The sequence below is a fragment of the Shewanella sp. Koi 1 genome (genome assembly GCF_052907445.1).
Genome location: NZ_JBREJM010000001.1, coordinates 4,334,631 through 4,352,358 on the forward strand (window position 1 = coordinate 4,334,631; position 17,728 = coordinate 4,352,358).

The 17,728-nt window shown below is 50.5% G+C and carries 14 protein-coding genes and 1 CRISPR repeat array (1 of these 15 running past the window's edge); of the genes, 9 read left to right on the plus strand and 5 right to left on the minus strand.

Annotated elements, in window-relative coordinates; genetic code table 11:
- Positions 1–52: 52 nt before the first annotated feature.
- Positions 53–985 (minus strand): LysR family transcriptional regulator, encoded by a 933-nt coding sequence (locus ACUZ8J_RS19080; RefSeq protein WP_446694647.1) that lies wholly within the window; start codon positions 983–985, stop codon positions 53–55.
- A 118-nt stretch (positions 986–1,103) separates the two neighbouring features.
- On the opposite strand from ACUZ8J_RS19080, the gene ACUZ8J_RS19085 reads away from it, so the two are divergent.
- Together ACUZ8J_RS19085 and ACUZ8J_RS19090 are read left to right on the plus strand one after the other, a co-directional pair.
- Positions 1,104–2,126 (plus strand): zinc-binding alcohol dehydrogenase family protein, encoded by a 1,023-nt coding sequence (locus ACUZ8J_RS19085; RefSeq protein ID WP_446694648.1) that lies wholly within the window; start codon positions 1,104–1,106, stop codon positions 2,124–2,126.
- Positions 2,123–2,407: a putative quinol monooxygenase gene (locus tag ACUZ8J_RS19090; protein WP_446694649.1), complete on the plus strand. Its 285-nt coding sequence runs from the start codon at positions 2,123–2,125 to the stop codon at positions 2,405–2,407. Before ACUZ8J_RS19085 ends, ACUZ8J_RS19090 begins: the two co-directional genes overlap by 4 nt.
- A 63-nt stretch (positions 2,408–2,470) precedes the next feature.
- Here the strand turns inward: ACUZ8J_RS19090 and ACUZ8J_RS19095 are convergent, their stop codons facing one another.
- The 4 genes from ACUZ8J_RS19095 to ACUZ8J_RS19110 all read right to left on the minus strand — a co-directional run bounded on the left by ACUZ8J_RS19095 (position 2,471) and on the right by ACUZ8J_RS19110 (position 6,873).
- Positions 2,471–3,202 carry a fumarate reductase iron-sulfur subunit gene (locus tag ACUZ8J_RS19095; RefSeq protein ID WP_446694650.1) on the minus strand — a complete coding sequence of 244 codons (732 nt, stop codon included), beginning with the start codon at positions 3,200–3,202 and terminating at the stop codon, positions 2,471–2,473.
- Positions 3,202–5,208 (minus strand): fumarate reductase flavoprotein subunit, encoded by a 2,007-nt coding sequence (locus ACUZ8J_RS19100; RefSeq protein ID WP_446694651.1) that lies wholly within the window; start codon positions 5,206–5,208, stop codon positions 3,202–3,204. The genes ACUZ8J_RS19095 and ACUZ8J_RS19100 overlap by 1 nt, the downstream gene beginning before the upstream one ends.
- Positions 5,209–5,269: 61 nt before the next feature.
- Positions 5,270–5,941, minus strand: a complete 672-nt coding sequence (locus tag ACUZ8J_RS19105; protein WP_011621208.1) for a fumarate reductase cytochrome b subunit — start codon at positions 5,939–5,941, stop codon at positions 5,270–5,272.
- A gap of 206 nt (positions 5,942–6,147) precedes the next feature.
- Positions 6,148–6,873, minus strand: a complete 726-nt coding sequence (locus tag ACUZ8J_RS19110) for a fumarate reductase cytochrome b subunit (protein ID WP_446694652.1) — start codon at positions 6,871–6,873, stop codon at positions 6,148–6,150.
- Positions 6,874–7,315: 442 nt separating this feature from the next.
- On the opposite strand from ACUZ8J_RS19110, the gene prmA reads away from it, so the two are divergent.
- The 7 genes from prmA (at position 7,316) to ACUZ8J_RS19145 (ending at position 11,948) form a co-directional block, all read left to right on the plus strand.
- On the plus strand, positions 7,316–8,197 hold the full coding sequence (gene prmA, locus ACUZ8J_RS19115) for a 50S ribosomal protein L11 methyltransferase (RefSeq protein WP_446694653.1): 882 nt from the start codon (positions 7,316–7,318) through the stop codon (positions 8,195–8,197).
- Between the two features lie 174 nt (positions 8,198–8,371).
- Positions 8,372–9,340, plus strand: a complete 969-nt coding sequence (gene dusB / locus ACUZ8J_RS19120) for a tRNA dihydrouridine synthase DusB (RefSeq protein WP_011621205.1) — start codon at positions 8,372–8,374, stop codon at positions 9,338–9,340.
- A 16-nt stretch (positions 9,341–9,356) separates the two neighbouring features.
- Positions 9,357–9,662: a DNA-binding transcriptional regulator Fis gene (fis, locus tag ACUZ8J_RS19125; protein ID WP_006083371.1), complete on the plus strand. Its 306-nt coding sequence runs from the start codon at positions 9,357–9,359 to the stop codon at positions 9,660–9,662.
- 115 nt (positions 9,663–9,777) lie between these two features.
- On the plus strand, positions 9,778–10,602 hold the full coding sequence (locus ACUZ8J_RS19130; RefSeq protein WP_446694654.1) for a DUF6387 family protein: 825 nt from the start codon (positions 9,778–9,780) through the stop codon (positions 10,600–10,602).
- A 107-nt stretch (positions 10,603–10,709) separates the two neighbouring features.
- Complete coding sequence (locus tag ACUZ8J_RS19135) at positions 10,710–10,958, plus strand: AlpA family phage regulatory protein (protein ID WP_011070746.1); 249 nt, start codon at positions 10,710–10,712, stop codon at positions 10,956–10,958.
- A gap of 40 nt (positions 10,959–10,998) precedes the next feature.
- A complete protein-coding gene (locus ACUZ8J_RS19140; protein WP_446694962.1) occupies positions 10,999–11,169 on the plus strand; it encodes a helix-turn-helix transcriptional regulator in 171 nt (56 codons plus the stop codon).
- A gap of 83 nt (positions 11,170–11,252) precedes the next feature.
- Positions 11,253–11,948 carry a YagK/YfjJ domain-containing protein gene (locus ACUZ8J_RS19145; RefSeq protein WP_446694655.1) on the plus strand — a complete coding sequence of 232 codons (696 nt, stop codon included), beginning with the start codon at positions 11,253–11,255 and terminating at the stop codon, positions 11,946–11,948.
- Between the two features lie 539 nt (positions 11,949–12,487).
- Positions 12,488–17,728: a CRISPR direct-repeat array (repeat unit 29 nt; unit sequence CGGTTCATCCCCGTGGGCACGGGGAACAC); it runs 1,194 nt beyond the window's last position.

Genomic DNA, 17,728 nt, shown 5'->3' on the forward strand with positions numbered 1-17,728 from the left:
CAATCCACTTATCAAACCTCAGCGAACTCCCTTAGATTTCCGCATTCAATTGTTATTTAAACTGCGTTTCAGACTTAAGGTATGTCGCTAGGGCACGGCTTAAGGCTTGAGTCTGTTGCCTGAGCATTTCACGAAGTAACAGCACCACGGGCGTGACATGCTCACGCCCAGGACACACTAAGTATAAATTGACCGACTCACCGCGATATTCAGGCAGTAAGGGCACAAGGCGCCCCGCCATAATATCCTCCGCCAGATCTAAGCTCGACTTGAACACTAAGCCTTTATCAGCCACAGCCCAACGCCGGGCAATTTCTGCATCATTGGCGCTGCGATTACCCGTCACGCGGATTTTAAATTCCTGGCCATCACGCTCAAATTGCCATTGATCATGGGTGCGGTCATCGAGTTTATAAAACAAGCAATTGTGCTGCGCTAGCTGTTCTAAGGTTTCTGGTTTGCCAAACTTGGCGAGATATTCAGGTGAAGCACATAGCAATCGGTCGGCGCAGCAAATCGGAAAAGCGACCTGATTGGAGTCCTGAGGTTTACCGTAACGCACCGCGACATCAATTTTATCGTGGTAAAAGCTGCTGATGTTATCGCCCAAATGCAGCCGTACCTGTAGCTGCGGAAAATCTAACAGGAAGTCATCGAGCCAAGGGACAAATAAGTTACGCCCAAAATCGGATGAAACCGACAGGCTCAAGGTGCCAGAGACTTTACCTTTATCGCTGGCAATCGCCTGCTCCCCGAGGGCGAGATCACTCAAAGCGCGTCGGCAATGAATAAGATAGCGCTCACCTTGAGCAGTTAATCTCAGGCTTCGGGTCGTACGTACAAATAGGCTAGTATCGAGTTGTTTTTCAAGCCGTTTAATCGCTGCGCTCGCCGATGCTGCCGAGAGTTCCATTTCAACCGCAGCAGCCGAAATACTGCCGCAATCGGCAACGCGAACAAATAGTGCGAGATCATTCAGCAGCATGATTTTCAAAAATCCTTTGAAAAAATTACAAAGTTTACCCCGTTTATCTAGGCTTAAATATTCCACACAATTGTTGCCATTGACAAGTACAGACACCAGCCGCAAGCGAGGAATCAAGATGAAAGCCATAGGTTATCAAACCGCGGGAGCCGTCGATGCGCCCAATGCATTAGAGAACATCACCTTACCCGAACCTACACCGCAAGGTTTTGACCTGTTAGTTGAGGTGAAAGCGATATCCGTTAATCCCGTCGATACCAAAATCCGCACATCGAGCTCAGCTCCAGCAGGGGAATATAAAATCCTCGGTTGGGATGCGGTCGGAGTTGTTAAAGCCGTGGGTGACAAGGTGAGCCTGTTTAAGGTGGGCGATGAAGTCTGGTATGCCGGCGATATTAGCCGCAGCGGCAGTTATGCCGAATATCAGTTAGTCGATGAGCGCATCGTTGGCCGTAAACCGCAAACCTTAAGCAATGCCCAGGCTGCCGCCCTACCCCTAACCAGTATTACCGCTTGGGAGCTATTGTTTGATCGCTTAGGCTTACCTCAGGATAGCTCGGCCACGAATGCGCGAATTTTGATTATCGGTGCCGCTGGCGGTGTAGGCTCTATCATCACCCAACTGGCGGTCAAGCTGACTGGCGCCGAGGTAATTGGCACAGCATCACGCCCCGAATCTGCCGCTTGGGTGAAAAAGTTAGGCGCGAATCAGGTTATCAATCACCAACAGCCACTCTCGCAGGAACTGGCGAAGTGGGATATTGCCGATGTCACCCATGTGATTAGCCTAACCCAAACCGATAAGCACTTTGACGAAATCGTAAAAGTCCTCAGACCCCAAGGTAAACTGGCACTCATTGACGATCCCGTCGGCCCACTGGACGTGATGAAGCTTAAACTTAAAAGCCTGTCACTACATTGGGAGCTCATGTTTACCCGCAGCCTCTTTCAAACCGAAGACATGATTGCCCAGCATCATCTGCTCAATCGTATCGCCGAGCTGATTGATACAGGCACAGTTCAAAGTACCTTTGGTGAGCACTATGGCGCCATTAATGCGCAAAACTTACTTAAAGCGCATGCACAAATAGAGTCGGGTAAGGCCATAGGTAAAATCGTGCTCGAAGGATTTAGCCAATGAAAGTGACAGTCTTTGCGCAAATTCAAGCGCATCCAGGCCAAACTGATGCGCTGTTTAACTTGCTCAAACAGTTAGTGAGGGATACCCACACAGAGGCTGGTTGTTTTGAGTATACGCTGCATCGCTCTTTAGATAATGCAAATCACTTCTGGATGTATGAAGTGTGGCAATCTCTAGCAGCGCTGGAGGCACATATGGCAAGTCCGCACTTTAGTGCTTTCGTAACAGCATCAGAAGAACTCGTTAAGCAGGTTGATATTCATAAAACCTATGCCTGCTAACCTCACCAAGTAAAAAGCGCCTAATCAGGCGCTTTGCTTTTTGAATCAAACAGCTAACAGAAATTAAACTAAGGTCATCGCCATTTTGCGGCGCAGATAGGCTATCTGCTGCATATGAGGCAAATCCTTCGGACAGTTGTCTTGGCAGCCGAGCAAGGTCATGCAACCAAACACGCCATCCTGATTACCAATCACATGGTAAAAATCTTCAGCCGTGCGCGCATCGCGGCTATCGAGTTCAAAACGGGCGATTTTCATCATCCCCACAGCGCCGACAAAGGTTTCACGCATTTGTTTAGTAGCACAGGCAGACACACAAACCCCGCACTCCACGCAGCGCTCTAATTCATAGAGCCGTGCCGCCTCCTCCGGCGCCATCGGCTCCTCGAGGCGATGGATACTGATATCATTCGCCTTTGGGTGTAACCACAGCTTTAAACGCTCGGCGAGTTCGCGCATAAACTTACCCGTGTTAACCGATAAATCACCAATCAATTCAAAGCCAGGCAACGGCATCAGAGTGATTTCGCCATTAGGGTATTTGGCGGTTAGAGTGCGGCAAGCTAAGGTTGGGAAACCATTGATCACCATGGCGCAGCTACCGCAAATCCCTGCACGGCAGACAAAGTCAAACTGCAACGAGGTATCTTGCTCTTCTCTGAGCTTATTGAGGGCAATAAATACCGTCATCCCCGGCGTTTCGGTGAGATGATAACGCACCATCTTCGGCTTATCGTTTGGCTCCTGTGGATCATAACGAAAAATATTAAAGGATAACTGGCGACCTTGGCTCATTATGATTTTTCTCCTAGCGCATTGGCGGATGGTCTTTGTAAGGTATCGCTTAAACGTTCATTTTTAGCTTGTAAGCTCGGGGGCAGCTCGAATGGCATCAGCGCCGCTTGGCGTTGATAACGATCGGCATCGTCACCCAGCCCAGCCAAAATCTCGGCAATTTGTTGCTCGCGTTTGGCGGTATCGGGGTGTGCGATGGCATTATCGATACCATAACCCCGGTATCCCGGCGGCAGCTCCATCTTCATCACATCCAGCGGCTCGTAGCTTAAAACGGGGGCCAACGCCTCGGCATCGGGCCAACTGGCGAGAGTACGGTTGAGCCAGTCTCTGTCATTACGCTGCGGATAATCCTCACGGGCGTGGGCACCACGGCTCTCGGTACGCGCTGCTGCGCCACAGGCTACCGTTAACGCCACCTTGAGCATCCGCTTCACCCTTAGCGCTTCTACCAGCTCAGGATTGGCATGGCGTTTCTTGCACTTAACTCCGAGCTTACGTGAGCGTTCAAGCAGGGCTTTTAGCTCAGTCACCGCTTTATCAAGCTCTGGGCCGTTACGGAAAATCCCCACGTAATCCATCATAATCCGCTGCATTTCGCGCTTCAGCTCAAAGGGACTTTCATGGCCTTCACCATCGACTAAGGTGTCGATTTCAGTCTGCACCTGTCGCATAAACTTTTCGGCAAGCTGAGTGTCGATCTCAAGGCTATTACTCTCACAAAAATCAGCCACATATTTGCCGATAATCATGCCGCCCACCACTGTTTCGGCGAGAGAGTTGCCGCCCAAGCGGTTAAAGCCATGCATATCCCAACAGGCCGCTTCGCCGACGCTGAATAAGCCCTTAAGCTGCGGACTCTCGCCCGTTGCCTTAGTGCGGATCCCGCCCATCGAATAGTGCTGAGTTGGACGAACGGGGATCCAATCCTTCGCGGGATCAATCCCGAGGAAATTCTCGCAAATCTCCTGCACTTCACGCAGGTTGGTTTCGATATGCTTACGCCCAAGTAGGGTGATATCGAGCCATAAATGCGGGCCGTAGGGGCTATCGACACCCTTACCTTTACGCATATGCTCGGTCATGCGACGAGACACCACGTCCCGCGACGCCAGCTCTTTCTTCTCTGGCTCATAGTCCGGCATAAAACGGTAACCGTCTTTATCCCGCAGCAAGCCACCGTCACCGCGACAACCTTCTGTGGTTAAAATCCCCACGGGCACAATTGCCGTTGGGTGGAACTGTACTGCTTCCATGTTGCCAAGGGTCGCGACCCCCGTTTCGAGCGCCAGCGCCTGACCTATACCCTCGCAGATAATCGCATTGGTTGAGACCTCATAAATCCGACCATAACCACCGGTGGCAATGGTGGTCGATTTCGCGACATAGGCACGCAACTCGCCCGAGATTAAACAGCGGGCAATCACCCCGTGGCAACGTTGACCGTCGTGGATAATCGCCAGCGCCTCGACGCGTTCGTGGACAGGAATATCCATCGAAATCGCTTTGTTATCCATGGCGTAGAGTAAGGAGTGACCCGTACCGTCGGCGGTGTAGCAGGTACGCCACTTTTTGGTACCACCAAAGTCGCGGGCATTGATCAGCCCGTGGGCCTCTTCGGCTTCCTGCAATGTGACTTTTTGTGCGTTAACAATGACATCCCTCGGGCCTGCGGTTACACGTGTCCAAGGCACACCCCAGTTGGCTAATTCACGCACCGCCTTAGGCGCACAATGGGCAAACATTCTGGCGACTTCTTGATCGCAGCCCCAGTCCGATCCTTTCACCGTATCTTGAAAGTGCACGTCTTCATCATCGCCCATGCCTTTGACTGCATTACCAAGGCTTGCCTGCATTCCGCCCTGCGCCGCCGCAGAGTGAGAACGTTTAGCGGGGATAAGTGATAGCACCAAGGTATCTAACCCGCGCTCTTTAGAGGCAATGGCCACCCTCAGGCCAGCCAATCCGGCACCAACCACTAATGAATCGGTATAAATCAGTTTCACGCCTGCTCCTTAACGGGTACTGCTGTTATTGTTTTAGGACAACACTCTTTTGCTATATTCGCTAACTCGCGTGGGGTAAAAATGCCAATAAGGAGGCAATCCCTACCGTGACAAACGCGATACTCACAATGGTTTTAATCTTACGTAAACGGCTGCGACTATTGAGATCCCGCGCAGCGCCCCACTTCAGTGCTACGCGGTAAATTCCGATAGCAGCATGTAACTCAACCGTCAGCAATAGCGGCAGATACACCATCCACACGCCTTGGTTCCAAATCCGCTCTGCACTGCCCTGCGGGCCTATGGTTTCTGGCGCCGAGCCGATAAGCCACAGATGCACTGGCAGCAATAACAGGATCACCACACCCGTAATGGCCTGCCAACGCCAGAGGCGAGTATCACTGTGATTGATCACTTGCATCTGTTGTTTTAGCGCTCTTTGCTGGCGCAAACTCATGGGTAACTTTTGCAGTGCCACAATCACATGCACCAATGCAAGGGCGGCAATACCGACGGCAATACAAGTCACCACCCAGGGATAGCCATGGCCGTCACTGGAGAGAAAACTCAGCTCCATAGTGCGAGCCACCCAGTTCATGGCATCGCCACCCAATAAAATGGATGACACCAGCACTAAGTGGGTCCACAAAAACACCGCCAGAATGACACCCGACAAACTCTGGCTTAAATCCAGCCACGCACTCCATTTTTTTATACTTAGTTTGATTGCCATTGCTTTCGCCTCGCGCCGCAGGCTCCTGAGAGCCCTGCTTAATAAGTTGTCCTCGAAAATTAATATCGCTCACAAATCCATCAAAAAACCTGAGTTAGATCAACTAGGAGGCGAATAATTAATCGAATGCTTAAATATTAGCAGCGAAACAAAATCCTGCTGCGCCCAAATCCATCAGGGATAAACGCAGCAGAATTGGATTTCAATCAATGGGGCACGTAAGGCTGCACCGGCACACTTAGCTCACTACCGATAAACATATAGGAGACTAAGCTCGCGCAACCTAAGCACAACAAGTAGATAATCAATACCTTAGCAAGCTTACGTAAGCCGGAGCGCTGGGTCGTGATGCCCCATTTAACCGCCACTCGGTATAAACCAATCATGGCGTGGATGACGACTGCGGGCAGCAACAGAGCGTAGAGCAACCAAGCATTATCGTGATAGACACGCTCGGCCGATAAATGTGGACCGATTTCAGGATTTAAGATCATGGTAAAGAGGTGGACAGGCACCAAGAAAAACAGAATAAAACCCGTGATCAACTGCCAAAACCAAGCATGGGTATCGCGATGTTTAATGCCACCTAAATGTGATCGCAACGCTCGCCACTGCCCAAGCTGCGCCGGAAACCGCCTAAGAGCAACGGCAGCATGTAAAATCACCACGAGCAGCATAAACACTGAGAAGACTTTAGTGACAATCGGAAAGCCATGGCCCGTACTGCTAAACATACCGCCTTCGAGCAACTGCACCACATGGTAAAAGGCCTCTTTACCCAGCAGAATGCTCGACTCGAAATGCATATGTAACAACAGAAAGCAGCCCAGCATAATACCAGTCGCGCTCTGTAATCTATCGGCCTTAGCCGACCAAGGGTGACCTATCCCCTGTGTTTTCACGCTAGTGTGAACGCGCGTTACGCTTGTCATCTTGCTTTTACCCTTTAATGGTTTGTTGACGCCTCTTTGCAAACTACACCATAGCAGCAACAAAAAACGCGGCTGAGTGTCACAGATTTAAAGCGTGAGGCAACTCACGGGATAAGCGTCAACTCTTAGAAGAGGATCACAAAAAAGTCGTAAAAACCAAACAAAGGTAAAACCAATTAACCATTATATTTCATGACTTTATATTAAAAATCGAAACGAGCGGTTCGATTTTGCGTACAACCAACAGCTGACAAGCTAACTCCTTGTCCATGCTGAAATAAACCTCGTTTACTACCCAAAACCCCCTAGATTGTTAGCACGAATCCCTCAATCCACCTCCTCACCATCACTCACGTTTAATTGCCATCGAATTCTGCAAATTAGCGCAGTTTGGGTATACAATAGCGCGATATTTTTTAAACCTAGCCACAGGATTTTACCCATGCCTTGGATCCAACTTCGCATTAACACTAACAGTGACGATGCTGAAACCATCAGCGACTTACTTATGGAAGAAGGCGCCGTTTCTATTACCTTTGAAGATGGTAAAGACACCCCAATTTTTGAGCCTAAACTGGGCGAAACCCCTCTGTGGCAAGATACCGTAGTAGTTGCCCTGTTCGAGGCGGACACAGATCTCGCACCGACTATCGAGATGCTGAAAACCCTGCCGTTTTTAGGCGAGTACTTCAGCCACAAAATCGAGCAAATTGAAGATAAAGACTGGGTTCGCGAGTGGATGGATAACTACCACCCAATCCAATTCGGTAAACGTCTATGGATTTGCCCAAGCTGGCGTGAAGTCCCTGATCCGAGCGCAGTGAACGTGATCTTAGATCCGGGCCTGGCCTTCGGCACAGGCACTCACCCAACGACAGCACTGTGTTTAGAGTGGTTAGATAGCTTAGATCTCAGCAACGAAGAAGTGATCGACTTTGGCTGCGGCTCAGGCATTCTCGCCGTGGCGGCGCTGAAACTGGGCGCAAAAAAGGTCACAGGTATCGATATCGACTATCAAGCCATCGAAGCCTCTAAAGCCAATGCCGAGCGTAACGATGTTGCCGACCAATTGGCACTTTATCTGCCAGAAGATCAACCCGCCGATCTTAAGGCCGATGTGTTAGTTGCCAATATTCTCGCAGGCCCACTGCGTGAACTTGCCCCCCTTATCGCCGAGCGCGTCAAATCTGGCGGTAAATTAGCCCTCTCTGGACTGCTTAAAGAGCAAGCGCAAGAAATCTCTGACTTCTATAGCCAATGGTTCGACATGGACGAAGCGGCTCACAAAGAAGATTGGAGCCGCTTGACAGGTAAGCGCAAATAACGCTAAAGGGTGGCGCAACATGCGCCACCACTGGCTTAGGCTTATTTTGTCGATGACTTCTCAAGGCTAAAAAGTCAAGAAAAAAAATTGCTCCTAGGTCATTTATTGACCTTTTCACGGCCAGTAAAAAGGGCTACTATAGCGCCCCTTTGAAGAGCTAAGGTGAAACAGTAAATGCAGATTGGACCCTATCAACTGAAGAATCAGCTGATCGTGGCACCAATGGCAGGTGTCACCGATCAAGCTTTCCGTAATCTCTGTCTTCGTTATGGTGCAGCCTTAGCGGTGTCGGAGATGCTTTCATCGAATCCTGAAGTTTGGGACACAGATAAGAGCCGCCAGCGTATGACGCATTCCGGCGAGGAAGGTATTCGCTCAGTGCAAATTGCAGGTGCAGATCCAGAGTTAATGGCGCAGGCCGCCCAGTTCAACGTCGAACAAGGTGCCCACATCATTGATATCAACATGGGATGCCCGGCAAAAAAAGTGAATAAAAAGCTGGCAGGTTCTGCCCTAATGCAAAATCCACCCTTAGTGAAAGAAATTTTACAAGCCGTGGTCGCTGCAGTAGAGGTGCCTGTCACGTTAAAGATTCGCACAGGTTGGGAGCCTGAACACAGGAACGGTGTTCAAATCGCCCAGATTGCTGAGGATTGTGGTATCGCCTCGCTCGCCGTTCACGGCCGCACGAGACAATGCATGTACAGAGGCGACGCCGAGTACGACACGATCAAAGCAATTAAACAGAATGTCTCGATTCCTGTTGTCGCGAATGGGGATATCGACAGTCCGGAGAAAGCCCGCTTCGTGCTGGACTATACCGGTGTCGATGCTCTGATGATAGGACGGGGTGCTCAAGGACGGCCTTGGATTTTCAGAGAAATCCAGCACTACTTGGATACGGGTAATAAGCTAGCGCCCATTGAGGTGGCTGAACAGCGTCAAGTGATGCTGGAACACCTCACCAAACTTTATGATTTGTATGGTGAATATAAGGGTATCCGCTTCGCCAGAAAGCATATTGGATGGTACCTAGACCAAGAGGATCAGCGCCAGTTCCGGGCTGACTTTAATCAGCTGGAAACCGCTGCAGAACAGTATTCCCTGGTGGAATATTATTTTGATGAATTAGTACAGAATTAATAAAGAGCAGAATAGAATGTTTGATCAGACAACTAACACAGAAGTTCACCAGCTTACCGTTGGCAAAATCGAAACCGCAAACGGCACTATCAAGCCCCAGTTATTACGTGACGCAGTTAAGCGTGCCGTAACTAACTTCTTCGCACAGTTGGACGGTCAGGAAGCACAAGAAGTGTATGAAATGGTGCTAAGTGAAGTTGAAGCACCTCTGCTTGACATCATCATGCAACACACTCGCGGCAACCAAACCCGCGCAGCAAACATGCTAGGTATCAACCGTGGTACTCTGCGTAAAAAATTAAAGAAATACGGCATGAACTAATCATTTCGATTAAGTGATTGTTAGAAAAGGGGTTAACCTGCAAGGGTTAGCCCCTTTTCGCATTACATGTACCCCCACATGTACCCCGAGATAATTCCTTGCCGAGTTTATATCGATGAAAACATCCACTGCTAACTCAATACGAATTAAAACATCAGACCATCCAAAATGGCCTAAATGGTTTTCAATTAAGAACTATGATTGCCTCGCAGATCTCACTGCTGCGCAATTTCTTAATGAGCTAGAGTTCAGGTTGACCCTTCATAACTCACCGACTTTACCTAATGGTAGAAAGTTGACTGACAGTAAACGGTGGCAACTGATCCAGAATGGCTATGTCATCATCAATTCGAATCCAGTCACACCACCAGACTTTCCGACAGTCATCGCATTGAACCATGTTGATCTTCTCGGGATAACTGAAGAGATTAAACTCCGCAGTGGTGATGACTACTTAGACTTAGAGCCGCAACAACTAATGCCTTTGCAGGGGCAGAGTCGAGACTTAACAGTGGTAGGTATAGACTTAACTAAACCCAATAAAGCGATATTGGGTGACTGTGAGTTTCTGATTAATCAGTTGCGCAAAACCCTATCAATCCCCGAACCCAAAACGCCTGACAATTTTCAAGCAAATGAGAAAACCTTCAAAAAGCTGCTGACTTATAAGTTGATCCCCTACCTTGATCTCATGATGTATTGCTATAACCATATCCCTTTTTATGAAGATAATTGGCAAAAGCTGGAATTTACACAAAATGCATTGAGTGAATTACTGCTTGGGGAAGAATCTAAACAAGAGCCTAGAATCGAGCTATATAAAAAAACCTATGCACCGTTTTATCGCAAGATTCTCAGCAACGAATCTCATCTAATGCAACTATTTGCGAATATCAGGCAAAATACGTGGGCGTTAGGCACTAAAATGCAGGATATTTAAGGGATTAAATTTGGGGTAAAAATCAAATTTCGTTTTTACCCCGAAATCACAATTGCAAACAGGCAAGATACTCCTAAGCCAAACAGAGACAATCTATAGGAGCATCTATGTCCCTCTTTAGTATCGAAAAATCAGCCATTCAAGACCGTATAGTACGAGAAACAGAGCGTAAACTAATCACCTCTATCAGTCGCTCACAAGCTTTTCAGCTAGAAAGACTTAACCGTTTCCCTAAACGCATAAAACTTGGAAATCGTTCTGTCGGTTGGCGTCTTTCAGAACTGATGCAATGGGTTCACTCTGGCGGAGAACTATCCGAACAGGTTACTGAGGGGGCGAGGTATGAAACCGAGTAAAAGAACTCAATTTGCCCAATTGCTCCACCAGCAGCGACCAATGGAGCGAATAATCCGAATCACTGAAATGTGCCAATTACTCGGCATCGATAGAACAACACTATACCGACGAGTAAAAAGAAAGGTCTTTATTCAACCCATCAAAAGCCAAAATCGAACTATTGGCTGGTCAGAATCAAGTTATATCAACTGGCTAAACGGCACTAAGTAATAGCTAACCAAGGCGGCATTTGCCGCCTTCTTTTGGCCTGTAAACGCAACAAACTGCGACAAAGCTCAACCGAGTGCGATTAAATGCTGACGAATGCAGGCTCTAAATCACGTTTAACCAGCAAAAAAATGCAGTCTAAGCATCTGCAATACTATGGTAGGTCTCGCTTTACGCCACTTTACAACCCTCACTACGAGCAGGTTATTTATAATATTTCCGCTCTTCGCTTTCCCTTAGAAGATTTTCTATATCAAGAAACCTTATTTAAAGTGATGAGCTTTGAACACGGCATCAGCTCCAGCATTATGAATGCAGCGATTGATCAACTGCTAACAGCTCTGAGTCAATATTCTAAAATCCTACTCGTCAGATTCGATCTACGAGTCTATACCGAAACACCCAATAACAGTGTAATCAGCAAATACCGCAAAACCCTGTTGAGATACCTAGATAAGAAGTACAAATCTAAAGCATGGTTATTTTGGGTACGAGAACAAACACCAAGAAGCGACAAAGCGCATTATCACTGCTTCATTCTACTCAATGGGCATAAAGCCAAGTCAGGCTGGGGCGCATTTCAACAGGTTCAGAAAGCATGCTATATGCATCCAGACACTTCAGCGTGGCTACCTGAATCGGCAAGCTACAAAATTGAACGCAACGAGCTTAAAGGTGTTGAGTCTGCAATTCACAGGATCAGCTACCTTGCCAAGCATTACAGTAAAGAACTCACCCCAAATAAAGTAAAACGCTTTCAAACTAGCGCTAGCCGACGCTAGTGAAATCTAACAATTCTTAAACATACAGGTAAGAGAAAAAGTGGATCACTCACACCTAAGCTGATCCGCTAAGATTGGATCAAAATAATGTCAACCTCAAATCAACAATAAGAAAAAATACTTTTTAAACAAAAAATTACCAGTAATACAGATACTATGACAACTGTAAAAACCGCTGAAGATCCAAAACATAAAGACGGTTGACATTTTATTAACAATCAATGTTTCAAAATTGTTTCAAGCTGCTTTTGATATAACAATTGGAACAACTAACGGTCTTAAAGTACTTATAACCGCGTTTTATTTCTGAACACAGGGAACTCGTTGAATCCACAATAAATGCAAAGTATTCGCGCAATTCACCCTCGTGGGTACGAGGAACACTTTTCATCGTCCATCCCTTCAATTACGGTGCCCGGTTCATCCCCATAGGCACGGGGAACACAAAAGACCATCAAAAGTACACCACACGCAAGACGGTTCATCCCCCGTAGACACGGGGAACACTCAACAGCATCAGTACAATCTGCCCCCTGATACGGTTCATCCCCGTGGGCACGGGGAACACTCGACTCCAAAGTTTTTGCTGGCTTCTGCCGTCGGTTCATCCCCGTGAGCACGGGGAACACCCCATGACGCAAACCGCATCAACGCCCTACTGCGGTTCATCCCCGTGGGCACGGGGAACACGTAAAGGTCAAATTGGCATAAGGCGTTAATAGCGGTTCATCCCCGTAGGCACGGGGAACACTATGCGGGCAATGAGAACGCGCTCTATCCACGCGGTTCATCCCCGTGGGCACGGGGAACACGACATCGAAAAAGTATCAGTGTGTGGTGACGCCGGTTCATCCCCGTGGGCACGGGGAACACGCTAATATCGAGGCCATAGGCAATCAAGCCGTCGGTTCATCCCCGTGGGCACGGGGAACACCAACTCGCTGAGGCCGATGTTTACGAGCAAACCGGTTCATCCCCGTAGGCACGGGGAACACACGATGTACGATTTCAACGGACTGCGGATTTACGGTTCATCCCCGTAGGCACGGGGAACACTGGATAGTCAACAAAGTGCTGATTGGGGTGATCGGTTCATCCCCGTAGGCACGGGGAACACGATCCGATTGGCAGCAACACTAATGCGGTGAGCGGTTCATCCCCGTAGGCACGGGGAACACTAGATCAGCACGTTGCGCTTTTTGTGCTCAATCGGTTCATCCCCGTAGGCACGGGGAACACAGCAGGGACGCAATACCGTTGAAACCGTGTTGCGGTTCATCCCCGTAGGCACGGGGAACACCAGCATGTCGTCAGTGGTGAACTTCATAATTCCGGTTCATCCCCGTAGGCACGGGGAACACTTTTCATCTTCGTGCATATCAGCCCCGCCATACGGTTCATCCCCGTAGGCACGGGGAACACTCAAAACCGCGCTGTAATTGCCCTGTCGCGTCCGGTTCATCCCCGTAGGCACGGGGAACACGGCGTTAAATCCATCCGTGACCATGCCCGCGCCGGTTCATCCCCGTAGGCACGGGGAACACCATAACACTTTGTACATCTACATCCTTGCCACCGGTTCATCCCCGTAGGCACGGGGAACACGGGCTTAAGCGGTTATAGTCATCATCATTGAGCGGTTCATCCCCGTAGGCACGGGGAACACCAACCCGAATAATCGCGGCATTATCCTCAGCAAGGTTCATCCCCGTAGGCACGGGGAACACTTTATTGGAGTATCGGTATGGATTTGAGCACCCGGTTCATCCCCGTAGGCACGGGGAACACCTCAGATAATAAAAAGGCGCCACGATGGACGCCGGTTCATCCCCGTAGGCACGGGGAACACTCTGACACACGTAAACATTCTTCGATTACCCGCGGTTCATCCCCGTAGGCACGGGGAACACACGACCTTCACGACGACACCACATCATGTACGCGGTTCATCCCCGTAGGCACGGGGAACACGCTCTATTAACCACATTTCCAGTGCCGGAATGCGGTTCATCCCCGTAGGCACGGGGAACACCCAACAGTGCCACCATTTGTTACATCAATATCCGGTTCATCCCCGTAGGCACGGGGAACACCTAACCTCTAATCCCACGTATTCGTAGGACATCGGTTCATCCCCGTAGGCACGGGGAACACTGAGATACACCGCTTGAATTAGTTACCTCGGACGGTTCATCCCCGTAGGCACGGGGAACACGCTACGTACATCTACGCCACCGCCACCGATAGCGGTTCATCCCCGTAGGCACGGGGAACACCCATGCCGACAACATGACAAGGCGACCAAATGCGGTTCATCCCCGTAGGCACGGGGAACACTTGAAATTACCATCGACAACAGCGACAGGACGCGGTTCATCCCCGTGGGCACGGGGAACACGTTGCCATTGCTCTTTAGTGATTGCGGGGTTGCGGTTCATCCCCGTGGGCACGGGGAACACTAAAGCGGACTGCCAAAGGCCAAAACCCATTGCGGTTCATCCCCGTGGGCACGGGGAACACTTTGTGCAAGAGAACGGCGGCTGCAAACTGCGCGGTTCATCCCCGTGGGCACGGGGAACACGGCTGTTTTTAGCTTTTGGGCTGATAGCAGCCCGGTTCATCCCCGTGGGCACGGGGAACACCTAAACTTAGGAGCTTACGACAATGGCACTCCCGGTTCATCCCCGTGGGCACGGGGAACACGACGATGGTCAGGACGGTAAAGAGATCCTGACCGGTTCATCCCCGTGGGCACGGGGAACACTAGTTTGGTTAGCCTTAGCCGCTTCATGGTAGCGGTTCATCCCCGTGGGCACGGGGAACACTTGCGCCAGTTATTAGGGCAATTAGTGATTAGCGGTTCATCCCCGTGGGCACGGGGAACACCCTTAACCTTTGGAATAAATACACTGAAGTTGCGGTTCATCCCCGTGGGCACGGGGAACACGGACGGCTGATGCTGCGTACTTGTGAACTATGCGGTTCATCCCCGTGGGCACGGGGAACACTAACTATATCCCCATCCGATAGGAAAGTATTACGGTTCATCCCCGTGGGCACGGGGAACACTATGATAAGGCTATGGATGAGTGGCGGCCATGCGGTTCATCCCCGTGGGCACGGGGAACACAGGTCTGATCACGAAAGGCCGGATTGCTTTTGCGGTTCATCCCCGTGGGCACGGGGAACACGGTTTAAATGTGGAACGGTAGGCAGTGATAGCCGGTTCATCCCCGTGGGCACGGGGAACACGCACTAGATACGTTAGTCAACTCAAATGATTGCGGTTCATCCCCGTGGGCACGGGGAACACATCACATAAAACCAAGGCCGCAATCATGCGGCCGGTTCATCCCCGTGGGCACGGGGAACACGCTTATTTCTATAGTGTGGCTACTGCTGCAAACGGTTCATCCCCGTGGGCACGGGGAACACATTTTCTATTTGGTGATATTGAAACAGGTGGCCGGTTCATCCCCGTGGGCACGGGGAACACTAGATGCTGAGTTTGCTAATGTTGGTATAGTGCGGTTCATCCCCGTGGGCACGGGGAACACGCTGATCCTGATATGGCGGGCCGTGGCTTTTGCGGTTCATCCCCGTGGGCACGGGGAACACCTGCTATCAAAAACCTATGCGCGGCGTGAAGACGGTTCATCCCCGTGGGCACGGGGAACACTTCGTTCAAGGCAAACTCGGCTCTGGTAAAACCGGTTCATCCCCGTGGGCACGGGGAACACGTCAATATTAGAACCACCACCGCCATTATCACCGGTTCATCCCCGTGGGCACGGGGAACACTGATTCAATAACAGGCTTAATTAAGTAGGTGACGGTTCATCCCCGTGGGCACGGGGAACACGTTCAGGTCTGCCAAAGCACAACATGTAGTATCGGTTCATCCCCGTGGGCACGGGGAACACGCGCTCAAGCGATTCTCGCAAGCTCGCCAACCCGGTTCATCCCCGTGGGCACGGGGAACACTCAAATTCACTTTATTTTTTCAGTTTTGCTATCGGTTCATCCCCGTGGGCACGGGGAACACTGGGTCACATCAGGTTCATGATCTCTATCATCCGGTTCATCCCCGTGGGCACGGGGAACACGACGGTTAAGTTGGTAAAGCTTTCAATTTTCTCGGTTCATCCCCGTGGGCACGGGGAACACAGCATGTTGACTGATATCCCAATGAAGATGGGCGGTTCATCCCCGTGGGCACGGGGAACACTAGCAGTCGTTTGCATGTTCATGGTGACACTCCGGTTCATCCCCGTGGGCACGGGGAACACTGCATAATCGCAGCACCAACAAAACCGGATTACGGTTCATCCCCGTGGGCACGGGGAACACGAGCTGCGCAGCGGCAAAGTGTTACTCAACACCGGTTCATCCCCGTGGGCACGGGGAACACTCGATACTGACAGTTCGGCAGCGCCTTTGTTGCGGTTCATCCCCGTGGGCACGGGGAACACTTGAAATGCCGTTAAATAAACTTTCATTACTACGGTTCATCCCCGTGGGCACGGGGAACACATCTTAGGCATTGGGTTTGGGTTTGGTAACGACGGTTCATCCCCGTGGGCACGGGGAACACGTAACGATAATAGCCGGCGTTATAGGGTTCGACGGTTCATCCCCGTGGGCACGGGGAACACCTGGCTTCATACGCTTGCATGGCTTGAGCGTGCGGTTCATCCCCGTGGGCACGGGGAACACTTTTAGCTTAACTAATTGAATTAATAACTCTGCGGTTCATCCCCGTGGGCACGGGGAACACGTTCTGACGGTGAGGGTAACGCTACTCATATCCGGTTCATCCCCGTGGGCACGGGGAACACGCAAGTATGCCGAGCTAGCTTACCGTGATGGTGCGGTTCATCCCCGTGGGCACGGGGAACACTTTACCCAGGCATCGCAAGGTAATTTTTCAAACGGTTCATCCCCGTGGGCACGGGGAACACTTTACCCAGGCATCGCAAGGTAATTTTTCAAACGGTTCATCCCCGTGGGCACGGGGAACACGGCTTTGTTTAGTGCTATTGTCGGTCTTTACGCGGTTCATCCCCGTGGGCACGGGGAACACACGTAAAGAATGGGAAAATCGTTGTAAAACTACGGTTCATCCCCGTGGGCACGGGGAACACTGTTTTTCATCTGTTGTTTGTCCTGCTGTGATCGGTTCATCCCCGTGGGCACGGGGAACACGAACCCTAAGTTTATTGCTGCTGACAAACCAACGGTTCATCCCCGTGGGCACGGGGAACACTATTCCTGAATTTTACCAACGGCAACCAATGACGGTTCATCCCCGTGGGCACGGGGAACACACTTCCTTTGTCCCTATAGTTAACTCCACAGCCGGTTCATCCCCGTGGGCACGGGGAACACTAATGTGTGCCGTCTGTTTCTCAATTGGATGGCGGTTCATCCCCGTGGGCACGGGGAACACCCAACCAGTATCTCCAGCTAATGGCGGATTAACGGTTCATCCCCGTGGGCACGGGGAACACCTGTAAAATCTGGAGGGGATAGGGTTAGCATGCGGTTCATCCCCGTGGGCACGGGGAACACGCGGCCGCTGCGGCTGACTTGGATATTAGCCACGGTTCATCCCCGTGGGCACGGGGAACACTGATGTAAGCGCCGACATTGATAATCTTGAGGCGGTTCATCCCCGTGGGCACGGGGAACACCCCGTTCTCTTGTCCACGGCCTCTGTTTCGCGCGGTTCATCCCCGTGGGCACGGGGAACACATTAGAAGAGCGAGTAAAGACCAGTG